8 protein-coding genes are annotated in these 11,373 nt (G+C 36.4%); 5 read left to right on the top strand and 3 right to left on the bottom strand.

What is annotated here, in order from left to right:
* Window positions 1-86 precede the first annotated feature (86 nt).
* The 3 genes from ACMFKV_RS05170 to prfB all read left to right on the top strand — a co-directional run bounded on the left by ACMFKV_RS05170 (window position 87) and on the right by prfB (window position 5,240).
* Entirely contained in the window at window positions 87-1,304 is a 1,218-nt protein-coding gene (locus tag ACMFKV_RS05170; RefSeq protein ID WP_336288511.1) for an N-acetylmuramoyl-L-alanine amidase, read from the top strand.
* Between the two features lie 162 nt (window positions 1,305-1,466).
* Window positions 1,467-3,932: a penicillin-binding protein 1A gene (locus tag ACMFKV_RS05165; RefSeq protein ID WP_413154666.1), complete on the top strand. Its 2,466-nt coding sequence runs from the start codon at window positions 1,467-1,469 to the stop codon at window positions 3,930-3,932.
* Window positions 3,933-4,111: 179 nt separating this feature from the next.
* Window positions 4,112-5,240 (top strand): peptide chain release factor 2 gene (prfB, locus tag ACMFKV_RS05160; RefSeq protein ID WP_413154665.1). Its coding sequence is split into 2 segments (ribosomal slippage): window positions 4,112-4,180 and window positions 4,182-5,240, totalling 1,128 coding nucleotides; the frame shifts between segments, so codons are not numbered across the junction.
* Window positions 5,241-5,396: 156 nt separating this feature from the next.
* Here the strand turns inward: prfB and ACMFKV_RS05155 are convergent.
* From ACMFKV_RS05155 to ACMFKV_RS05145, 3 genes are all read right to left on the bottom strand, one after another.
* Window positions 5,397-5,876, bottom strand: coding sequence for a peroxiredoxin (locus ACMFKV_RS05155; protein ID WP_413154664.1), 480 nt, complete (start codon window positions 5,874-5,876; stop codon window positions 5,397-5,399).
* Between the two features lie 210 nt (window positions 5,877-6,086).
* Window positions 6,087-7,340, bottom strand: a complete 1,254-nt coding sequence (gene tyrS, locus ACMFKV_RS05150) for a tyrosine--tRNA ligase (protein ID WP_413154663.1) — start codon at window positions 7,338-7,340, stop codon at window positions 6,087-6,089.
* A gap of 307 nt (window positions 7,341-7,647) precedes the next feature.
* Window positions 7,648-8,328 carry an alpha/beta hydrolase gene (locus tag ACMFKV_RS05145; protein WP_336288516.1) on the bottom strand — a complete coding sequence of 227 codons (681 nt, stop codon included), beginning with the start codon at window positions 8,326-8,328 and terminating at the stop codon, window positions 7,648-7,650.
* Window positions 8,329-8,500: 172 nt separating this feature from the next.
* Here ACMFKV_RS05145 and ACMFKV_RS05140 point away from each other — a divergent pair, with 172 nt between their 5' ends.
* Both ACMFKV_RS05140 and sufB read left to right on the top strand, forming a co-directional pair.
* A complete protein-coding gene (locus ACMFKV_RS05140) occupies window positions 8,501-9,646 on the top strand; it encodes a cysteine desulfurase family protein (RefSeq protein WP_336288517.1) in 1,146 nt (381 codons plus the stop codon).
* A 173-nt stretch (window positions 9,647-9,819) separates the two neighbouring features.
* Window positions 9,820-11,331, top strand: a complete 1,512-nt coding sequence (sufB, locus tag ACMFKV_RS05135) for a Fe-S cluster assembly protein SufB (RefSeq protein ID WP_336288518.1) — start codon at window positions 9,820-9,822, stop codon at window positions 11,329-11,331.
* Window positions 11,332-11,373 lie beyond the last annotated feature (42 nt).

Raw genomic sequence — 11,373 nt, 5'->3', positions numbered from 1 at the left:
AAATATAATGCAGATGCGATGTATCGCTTATATATGATGAAACTAATTTTTCTGCAAAATGCTTTAGAATAAAGAGTATTTCATTTATGTTTTTTTCCCAAAAGCCAAAAGTAGCCTATTGGAATATTATTGCACGCTTCACTTACTGTTTATTGTTTTTTTTGATATCGCAAACATATACTCAAGCAGAAGCTCTTAAACTTATCAGTTTGCGCACCATTGGTGATAGTACATATACACGTATTATTGCGGTTTTTAATGCTAAACCAAATACTCGGTTACAAATTTTGGACAGACCAGCACGTTTGGTTATTAACTTACCTACAGTTGATTTTCCAAAGCAAAACACACCTTTAAATGAAAAAAATATATTATCAGCTATGTTGTCAGGTGTGCGTTATACCTTTTTTGATGCACAAACTTCACGCATTATTTTAACAAGCAAAATTGCTTTTTCTGTTGAAAAAAGTACAATACAAAAGCTAGATAATGGCTTATGGCAGCTACTGATTGATATTACTAAAAGCACACAAGAAAAGTTTAATATAGTATTAAAAAATCAACAAAAAGCTAATCCTTATACAAAAATACAATTAGGTTCAATACGAAATTTTCGTGTTGTACTTGATCCTGGTCATGGCGGAATTGACGGTGGTGCGCAAGGTGTTACTGGCATTTTAGAAAAAAACGTAACTCTCGCTTTTGCACGTGCATTGCGAGATGAATTAAAGAAAGATTCCCATATCACTGTTAACTTAACACGCGATTCTGATATTTTCCTAAGGTTAAGTGAAAGAGTTAAAAAAGCACAAGAATTTAACGCTGATCTTTTTATATCTATTCATGCAGACACGATTGATATACATTCTCTTCGCGGAGCTACTGTGTATACCATATCGGATAAAGCTTCTGATGTAATTGCAAAATCTTTGGCTGAACGTGAAAATAAAGTTGACCTCCTTGATGGATTACCTGCAGAAGAATCTCTCGAAGTTACAGATATTTTGATTGATCTTACTCAACGTGAAACACATACATTTTCGATTAACTTTGCTCATCATGTGGTTTCAAATTTATCAAAGAGTAACATTAATCTCATAAATAACCCTCATCGATATGCTAATTTTCAAGTTTTGAAAGCTCCAGATATACCTTCTGTCTTGATAGAGATAGGCTATTTATCTAATAAACAAGATGAAAAATTATTAAACAATTCTCAATGGAGAAAAAAAATGGCTGCTTCTATTGCGCACTCCATTCGCCAATTTGCCGAGCTTAAACAGAAAATTATGCAGCCTTTTTAAATCTGCAAAAAAATAGAGTACTCATGCTCATTTTTAGTATAAAATAGAGTAAAAGATGAAAAACAGTCTTAATCTTTTATCTCGATTTAATGATAACGATACCTTATTTTGATGAAGTAACATACTTTTTTGTCAATTTTGAAGAAAGCGATAGCCGTTTCTATGATAATTTTTTTTAGATATCTTCTTAAGTTTGTTGTTGCGATTGGATTTTTAGGAGCAACGATATTACTAATAATAACAAGGAGTCAGGCAAGTAAACTTCCTGATTATGAAGTTCTTTCCTTATATGAGCCCTCTGTTATGACGCGTGTTCATGCTTCTGATGGAAGCTTGATGGCAGAATTTGCAACAAAATATCGCCTCTATTTACCAATCCAATCAATACCAAAGCTTCTTAAAGATGCTTTTATTTCTGCCGAAGATAAAAACTTTTATCATCATTTTGGTTTAGATCCTGAAGGGCTTTTAAGAGCTTTGGTCAATAATATCCGGAATATCGGCTCTGGTAAACGTCCAGAGGGGGCGTCAACCATTACACAGCAGGTCGCTAAAAATTTTCTTTTAAGTTCAGATGCAACGTTGGAGCGCAAATTAAAAGAAGCTATCTTAGCGATGCGCATTGAGAAAACTTATTCAAAAGATCATATTCTTGAACTTTATCTGAATGAAATTTATCTTGGTCGTGGCACATATGGTATTGCAGCTGCTTCTTTGATTTATTTCCATAAATCCGTCAATGAACTTACTTTAGAGCAATGTGCCTATTTAGCTGCTCTCCCAAAAGGACCAGCAAATTATGATCCATTTAAAAATACAAAACGTGCAATTGATCGGCGCAATTGGGTTATAGATCGAATGGTTGCAAATGGGTATGTAACATTTAAACAAGGTGAAGAAGCTAAAGCAAAACCTTTGGGTGTTGCCATACACAATAATGATAGTGATATTTTTACTGCTGACTACTTTATTGAAGAAGTGCGTCGCCATTTAATACATCGCTATGGAGCTAAAACACTTTATGAGGGGGGGCTGTCAGTTCGTACAACACTTGATCCACATTTACAGCTCATTGCTCGACGTGCTTTGCAAAATGGTTTAATTAGATTTGATCATTCACAAGGATGGCGTGGACCTTATGAGCATATCGATAAGAATAATGATTGGGGCGTAAAACTTGCAAGTATTGCTAAGTTAAATGATGTGCCTGAATGGCATTTAGCAGTTGTCCTTTCTGCTAACGCTAATAAAATAAAGATCGGTTTGCAGCCACAGCGCGAAGCTTCAGGTTTAATATCAACAAAACGGGATACTGCTATTTTGTCTGAAGCTGATTCAAAATGGGCATTACGTACTATCAATAAAAATGGCTATCGAAAAACTGTTCAAGACTTATCTCATGTCTTGCAAGTCGGAGATGTTATTTTTGTCGAAAAAATATCAAACGCAGATAATCTTTATCGTTTACAGCAGATTCCAAAAGTTGAAGGGGCGATTGTTGCTATGGAACCCCATACAGGGCGTGTTCTTGCGATGGTGGGAGGATTTTCTTTCGCTGCTTCTGAATTTAATCGTGCGACACAAGCTTACCGTCAACCTGGCTCTGCTTTCAAACCCTTTGTATATGCAGCAGCGCTTGATAATGGATATACACCAGCATCTGTCATTTTAGATGGTCCTATTGAAGTTCGTCAAACAAATGGTGAAATTTGGCAACCTAAAAATTATGGCGGTACATTTGCAGGGCCTTCAACACTACGTTATGGCATTGAATATTCTCGTAATCTCATGACTGTACGACTTGCTTACGATATGGGCATGCCTCTTGTTGCTGAATATGCAGAACGTTTTGGTGTTGTAGATAAATTGCTGCCCTATCTCCCTATGGCTTTAGGGGCGAGTGAAACGACAGTTTTACGAATGGTTACAGCTTACTCAGTTATTGCCAATGGAGGACGTTCTATAAAACCTTCACTCATCGATCGAATTCAGGATCGCTACGGAAGGACTATTTATCGTCATGATGACCGTTTATGTGAAAATTGCAATGCTCAGTCATGGGATAATCAACATGAGCCTACATTGATTGATGAGCGAGATCAAGTTCTTGATCCTATGACAGCCTATCAGATTACATCAATGATGGAAGGAGTCGTTCAACGTGGTACAGCTGCACGTTTACACTATTTGAATCGACATATTGCTGCAAAAACAGGAACAACCAATAATTCTAAAGATGTATGGTTTATGGGATTTACCCCTGATATTGTCGTCGGTATTTTTATTGGTTATGATCAACCAGCGCCATTAGGGTATAATGGAACAGGAAGTTCATTGGCAGCTCCTATTTTTGGTGAGTTTATGCAAGCTGCCCTAAAAGGGAAGCCAGATGTTCCATTTAAAATGCCAAAAGGCATGATTTTAATGCCTATTAATCGTAAAACAGGCATGCGCGCTGAAGCAGGAGATCGTGATGTCATTATAGAAGCATTTAAACCAGGAACTGGACCTGCTGATATATATCAGGTGATTGATGGCATTACTTCTTTTCAAGAAGGTGTCCCTTCAATAACCATTTCTCCACAAGTCAACAAAGCTCTTGAAAGTGGAACTGGTGGATTATACTAATAAACAAGCAGTTCTCTTTGACATCATAGGTCGATATAAATATATCTATCTATCTTCGTGACATAGTTGAAGAAATAAATTTTATGCAGCTATAACTCTTGATGCGATATCACCATGTTGGTATCGAATTAAGACTGTTGGTAAAAACAATGTAATATTAAAGATTAAGGTATCAGATTATGCGTGCAGAGATAGAAACTTTGGTTGATGAAATCCAGCAAGCAATCAAATTGCTAAGGGGGCATCTTTGACTGGGATCAATCACTGAAGCGTCTTGAATATCTTAATCAAAAAGTAGAAGATCCAACACTTTGGGATAATGCACAACAAGCACAAGATATGATGCGTGAGCGTCAGCGTCTCGAAGATTCAATGAATGGTATTCGATTATTTACCAACACACTTGAAGAGTGTATTGAGTTAATAGCTATGGGGGAAGAAGAAAGTGATGCAGAAATCATCACTGATGCAGAAAACGCAATACGCGACTTGAAGAGTGAGATAGATAAAAGGCAAATTGATGTTCTTTTATCAGGAGAAGCGGATTCAAATGATACTTATTTAGAAGTTCATGCTGGTGCAGGTGGTACAGAAAGCCAAGATTGGGCTGCTATGCTTTTACGTATGTACACGCGCTGGGCTGAACAACATAAAATGAAAGTTGAAATATTAGAAATTCATGATGGAGAAGAAGCGGGAATAAAGTCAGCAACTATTCTTGTAAAAGGGCATAACGCTTATGGTATGCTAAAGACAGAATCAGGAGTTCATCGTTTGGTACGTATTTCGCCATATGATTCAAATGCGAAACGCCATACCTCTTTTGCAAGTATTTGGGTTTATCCAGTTATTGATGATAATATTGAAGTTGATGTTTCAGAGTCAGATGTTCGTATTGATACATATCGTGCATCAGGAGCTGGAGGACAACATGTTAATACGACAGATTCTGCAGTGCGTATCACGCATATAAAAACAGGGATTGTTGTTCAATGTCAAACAGAGCGTTCTCAACATAAAAACCGAGCAACAGCATGGTCTATGTTGCGTGCTCGACTTTATGAAGAAGAGCTTAAAAAAAGAGAAGAAGAAACAAATGCTATTGAATCTTCTAAAACAGAAATCGGATGGGGACACCAAATTAGATCTTATGTTCTTCAACCTTATCAGCTTGTCAAAGATTTGCGCACAGGCGTTGAAAACACTGATCCACAATCCGTACTTAATGGAAATTTAGATGCTTTCATAGAGGCAGCACTTGCTCGACGTATTCACGGAAAAGATCAAAAAATTGAAGATAGCGATTGACAATAACAATACTGCTCAGATTTTGCAGATTTATTTTTTAAATTTTTCAAGTTTTTGATTAATTGTATCTTGTTATCTGAAATTTACCAGTTGGCAAAACAAAATCAACTGGGGAAAGCTTGCATTATTTAGCATGGAAATTTGCAATAAATGAATTTATGAGCCATTACGTAAAAGCACAGCAGCAGCTAGAACATTTTCAGCGTGTCCAGATACACTAACTTTGCGCCATTCTTCTGCTATTTTTCCAGTTGTATCAATCAAAAAAGTGCTTCGTTCAACCCCCATATATTTACGTCCATACATACTTTTTTCGACCCAAACACCATATTCTTCAAGCGTAGTTTTTTCTTCATCTGAAACAAGGATAACATCAAGCTCGTGTTTTGTTTTAAATTTGTCATGTTTGTTAACATTATCTGGAGATATTCCAATAATAACAGCTCCAATGTCATCAAATTTTGTCTTTAATCGTGTAAAATCAATTGCTTCACTTGTGCATCCACTGGTATCATCTTTCGGATAAAAATATAAGACAACCAGCTTTCCTTTAAGGTCAGAAAGACACAATTTTCCTCCACCATCACGTGGCAAATTAAAATCGGGGGCAGGAGTACCCTTCATAAATTTTGTCATTGTTTTTTCTTTCTTTTTTAAAAAATTAGTATGTGTCAGGATAGCTAAAAAAAATAACTATTTAACTATCTACAATATAATTATTTTGGAAATTTTCTTCTATTGTGTAGAGTTTATTATATTTGACAATAATATAAAATATAATCAAGTTATTGCACATGTAGTAAGCATAAAAGATTCTAAAGTAAGATCAAGAAATCATAAAGAGGTTTATAGTGGCTTAATCAAAACATGCTTTTTTTTACCAAAAGACAACTTAATCGTTCCTGCTGCATTGATGTCTTCTTCAATAATAAGGCGCGTTTCATCTTCAACAATTTTGTCATTGACACGTACACCTCCACCTTGAACATGTCGGCGTGCTTCACTGTTTGATTTAGCTAACCCTGCTTGCACTAAAAGAGCTAGTAGTCCAGCCCCTGTTTTTAATTCTACAGTATTAATTTCAAGAGTTGGAAGATTTTCTCCGAGTGTTTTTTCTTCAAAAGTTTTACGTGCAGTTTCTGCTGCTGCCTCCGCAAGGCTTCGTCCATGCAACATCGCTGTAATTTCTGTTGCAAGAATTTTCTTTGCTTCGTTAATTTCAGTACCTTGCAATGTGGACAGCTTGAAAATTTCATCCATTGGCAATGTGGTATAAAGCTTTAAAAATCGTGTAACATCAGCATCTTCTGTATTTCGCCAGTATTGCCAAAATTGGTAAGGTGAGAGCATATCTGCGTTAAGCCATACAGCACCACTTAGTGATTTACCCATTTTTGCACCAGAAGAAGTTGTAAGCAATGGTGATGTCAATGTGTATAATTGTGGTGTCCCTAAGCGGTGTCCTAATTCAATCCCATTGATAATATTTCCCCATTGATCAGAGCCACCCATTTGCATGCGTAAGCCATAACGCTTATAAAGCTCAACAAAATCATAAGCTTGTAGAATCATATAATTAAATTCAAGGAATGATAAAGAATATTCGCGTTCAAGTCTGAGTTTGACAGAATCAAAAGACAACATACGGTTGACGGAAAAATGTTTTCCTATATCACGCAAGAACTCTAAATAGTTCAAATGACACAACCACTCAGCATTATTAACGATGCATGCATCAGTTTCTTTATCACCAAACGTCAAATAGTTAGCAAACACCTTTTTAATACCAACAATATTTTCAGTAATATCATCTTGTGTCAAAAGACGCCGAGCTTCATCTTTAAAAGAAGGGTCACCTATCATACCTGTTCCTCCACCCATTAAAGCAATGGGGCGATGACCAGTTTTTTGCAACCAATAAAGCATCATAATTTGAAGAAGGCTTCCAGCATGAAGACTTGATGCCGTAGGATCAAATCCAATATAGGCTGTTACAACTTCTTTTGAAAAAAGAGCGTCTAAGCCTTTTTCATCTGAAATTTGGTGGATAAAACCACGTTCACTCATAATATGTAAAAAGTCAGATTTAAAGGTAAACACGGATTTTACTTCCTAACCAATATTGTAATTATTTTATATAGTGGATTGTTAACACGCTGTCTCTATCATAGATATTGTAGGGCTCACAAGAGAATGAAAAATATTAGCAATAAAAAGTGACACGGATTAAATTCTATTTTGTTCATATATTTTAAAAAAATAGTAACCACTGAATATAAAATGGCATCTTTCTACTCTTACAAGCGAGAAAATTAAAAAAGCTGAAAAAATAGTGTTGAAAAAGAACAAACATCCTTCTTATCATAAGGAATAGTCTTGATTCATCTTTTATAGATTTCCAGTACTTTTAAGTAAGTAGAGCTAATTCATGCGGAGGAGCTGAAAGTTCATCTGCAATATGATTATCTAAATATTGTGCACATCGTTCAATAAGTTCTTCATTACGTTCGCTAAAAAAGTGATTCGCACCCTCCAGTATTTCTTGTGTAATGGTAATACCTTTTTGTGTTTTCAACTTATCTACAAGAACTTGAACATCTTTGGGAGGAGCAACCTTATCAATATCTCCGTGAATTATAAGCCCAGAAGAGGGACAGGGAGCAAGAAAGGAAAAGTCGTAAATATTAGGTTGAGGAGCAACGGATATAAAGCTTTCAATTTCTGGCCGGCGCATTAAAAGCTGCATACCAATCCAAGCACCAAATGAATATCCTGCTACCCAGCAATTTTTAGAATCAGGGTGCTGTGTTTGTACCCAATCGAGTGCTGCAGCGGCATCTGAGAGTTCTCCTGTTCCATGATCAAATTCGCCTTGACTGCGACCGATACCGCGAAAATTAAAACGCAATGTAGTAAAACCGCGCTGTTGGAACATGTAGAAGAGATCATAGACAATTTTATTATTCATTGTGCCGCCAAATCGGGGATGAGGATGCAAAATAATCGCAATTGGTGCATTTTTTTGTTGTGATGGCTGATAACGTCCTTCAAGTCGACCCGCAGGACCGTTAAAAATAATTTCTGGCATTAAATGCTCCTTAAATGCTATCATTAACTTGGTACATTTTTACTATAGTAATCTACTTTACACGATCATTTTGTTTTAATGAACCGTTAGATATTCTGTTTTTAGTGCATTTTTCAAGAAAATTGCGCTATTTTTTTAAATCAACTTATAAGATGAATGACTGAGATGTAAAATGGTTATAAAACGTCGATATTTTGACCATAATGCAACGACTCCGCTTACGAAAATAGCACGAACGGCGTTACTGGAATCTCTAGAAATATTTGGGAATCCATCATCTGTTCATGCAGAAGGACGTGCTGCTAAAGCTTTATTGCAAAACGCTCGTCGAAAAATTGCTGATAAACTCAACACAAATCCAGATCATATTGTGTTCACATCTGGAGCAAGTGAAGCAGCAATGACCTTGTTAACACCTTTTTATAATATGGGAAGCTCTAAAGTGCGATTTTCTCACCTTTACGTTGGAGCTACTGAACATCCATCTATTGCAGAAGGGGGGCGTTTTTCTAAAGAATTAATCCGCATAGTTGCTGTTGATGAGCATGGTTTAATTCAACAAGATAACTTAACATCTCTTTTAACTGCTCACGATAACAGCAAAGGCTTCCCCCTCGTTGCTATTCAAGCTGCAAATGGTGAAACTGGTGTTATTCAAAAAATAAAAGAAATAGCTGCCATTGTTCAGAATGTTGGAGGTGTTCTTATCGTTGACTTAACACAATATGTAGATAAAAATTTTATTGACATCACTCAAATGGGTGGAGATTTTTTTATACTATCTGCCCATAAAATTGGTGGACCAAAAGGAATTGGTGCTTTTGTTTCATGTGGCAACCTTTTAATGCCTTGTCCTCTTATTGTTGGGGGAGGGCAAGAAAAAGGGTTGCGCGCAGGGACAGAAGCTTTACCACTTATTGCTGCTTTTGGAGCCGCAATAACTGACTGCCTTACCCCAGAAGAGATAAAACAGTTAATTTATTTACGCAATAAGTTAGAAAATGGATTACAAAAAATTAGTAACGATGTTGAAATTTTTGGCAAAAAAGTGCAACGTTTGCCAAATACAACTTATTTTTCTGTACAAAATATGAAAGCTGAAACCATGCAAATTGGATTTGATTTGGCAGGATTTTCTGTATCAGCAGGTTCTGCTTGCTCTTCTGGAAAAGTAAAACAAAGTAGAGTCTTAGAAGCAATGGGGTACCATATTCCAAATGGCGCGATCCGCGTTTCAATAGGACGTGACACAACTCCCGAAGATATCGATGACTTTTTATTAGCTTTTTCTCAAATTATAAATAAGAGCAAAAAATAAAGTTTATGGAGTTTATCGTTTAAAAATTTAAGGCTGTTTTAAAAATAAAATAAGCTTGATTGAAATCTTCCTACTTTACATATAGTTTAAAGAGTGGACTTCTTACTCTAAGTTTATATAAAACAAGACTGTAAATTACCGGTTCTTGATGCCGAGAAAAATGGAGAAAATTGATGCCGGCAGTACAGGAAACAATACGCCAAGTACGTGAGATAGACGTTGATCAATATAAATATGGCTTTGAAACCAATATTGAAACTGATAAAGCTCCCAAAGGATTAAGTGAAGATATTATTCGCTTCATTTCTGCGAAAAAACATGAACCTGAGTGGATGTTGACGTGGCGTTTGCAAGCTTTTCGCCGTTGGCTTACAATGGAGGAGCCCCATTGGGCACGTATTAAATATCCTAAAATTAACTTTCAGGAGCTTTATTATTATGCTGCTCCTAAAAACCATACGGGTCCAAAATCTCTGAGTGAAGTCGATCCTGAATTGTTAGCGACTTATGAAAAGCTTGGTATCCCCCTCAAAGAGCAGGAAATTTTAGCAGGGGTAAGAAAACAAACGGATCCTTCTAGTTTTGATGATGACATACATGCTTCAGGAAAAGTAGCTGTTGACGCAGTTTTTGATTCTGTTTCTGTCGTTACAACATTTAAAGAAGAATTAGCGCGTGCTGGTGTCATTTTTTGTTCTATTTCAGAAGCAATTATTCAACATCCAACTCTTATTAAGGAATATTTAGGGGCAGTTGTCCCAGTTGGTGATAATTATTATGCTGCTCTCAATGCAGCTGTTTTTACAGATGGTTCATTTGTTTATATTCCTAAAGGGGTTCGTTGCCCCATGGAACTTTCGACTTATTTTAGGATTAATGAACGTAATACAGGTCAATTTGAACGAACACTCATTATTGCAGATGAAGACTCTTATGTTTCTTACCTTGAAGGCTGTACTGCACCTCAACGCGATGAAAATCAGCTTCATGCTGCTGTTGTTGAACTTGTTGCACTGAAAAATGCGGAAATTAAATATTCCACAGTACAAAATTGGTACCCTGGTGACAAAGAAGGGAAGGGTGGTATTTATAATTTTGTGACTAAACGAGGAGATTGTCGAGGCGATAATTCTAAAATTTCATGGACACAGGTTGAAACAGGTTCTGCCATCACTTGGAAATATCCATCTTGCTTACTACGTGGTGATAATTCACGGGGAGAGTTTTACTCTATTGCCGTTGCAAATGGTCATCAGCAGATTGATTCTGGTACAAAAATGATCCACTTAGGAAAAAATACGTCAAGCCGCATTATTTCCAAAGGTATTTCTGCAGGTTTTTCAAATAATACTTATCGTGGACAAGTTGCAGCACATCGAAAAGCGCAGAATGCACGAAATTTCACACAATGCGACAGTTTGTTAATTGGCAATGATTGTGGCGCTCATACAGTTCCTTATATCGAGGCAAAAAATGCAACAGTTCAGTTTGAACATGAAGCAACAACATCAAAAATATCTGATGATCAGCTTTTTTATGTTATGCAGCGAGGAATTCCTGAGGAAGAAGCTATTGCATTAATAGTAAATGGTTTTGTAAAAGAGGTCATTCAAAAACTTCCCATGGAATTTGCTATTGAAGCGCAAAAGCTCATCGGTATAAGTCTAGAAGGTAGCGTAGGCTAATTTTATTTCCCTTAGGTAAATAATACGCTAAGTATAAGCCGC

The organism is Bartonella propinqua (genome assembly GCF_047263965.1).
Lineage (GTDB): Bacteria > Pseudomonadota > Alphaproteobacteria > Rhizobiales > Rhizobiaceae > Bartonella.
The sequence above is the reverse complement of the archived record's forward strand: the minus strand, read 5'-3'. Positions and strand labels throughout refer to the sequence as shown.